The sequence below is a fragment of the Myxococcus sp. CA056 genome, assembly GCF_013336715.1.
GTDB lineage: Bacteria > Myxococcota > Myxococcia > Myxococcales > Myxococcaceae > Myxococcus > Myxococcus llanfairpwllgwyngyllgogerychwyrndrobwllllantysiliogogogochensis.
Map to the genome: position 1 here is coordinate 1 of NZ_JABUMT010000059.1, position 417 is coordinate 417.

A 417-nucleotide genomic window follows, 5' to 3' on the forward strand; every position below is an offset into this window, starting at 1 on the left:
CATCACCCTGCAGGTCAACCTCGCCTTCTGACGCGGCGAGGACGACTCGTGGCTTCCCGCGCGGTGAGGCCCTGCTTCACCGCGCGGCAGCCGCCAGCCGGCTCCTACTGCCGGGACATCGCGATCTTGAAGAGCTCCTGCGGCGAGACGAAGTGGTCGAAGTCCTCCTTGCCCTTGTCGAGCTGCACCCACCTCACCCGGCCCGTGAACTTGCTGTCGCCGTTGTGGAAGCCCTCCGCCACGGGGGAGCCATGCTCCAGGCCCACGTCGGCCGTCTCCTCGGAGAGCACGTAGGCCAGGGTCTTCTCCACCCGGCCGCGCCCCACCTTCTTGCCGTCGACGAACAACGTCACGTCGCCGCCCCTGCCCAGGCCTCCGCCGTCGTACTTGAACTCCATGCGGACCTGGTGCGTACCC

Annotated in this window: 1 pseudogene; it reads right to left on the reverse strand. The window is 68.3% G+C overall.

The annotated features are described in order from the left end of the window. Positions 1–104 precede the first annotated feature (104 nt). Positions 105–417 (reverse strand): annotated as a pseudogene (locus HUA76_RS44820) (hypothetical protein); the annotation flags it as partial.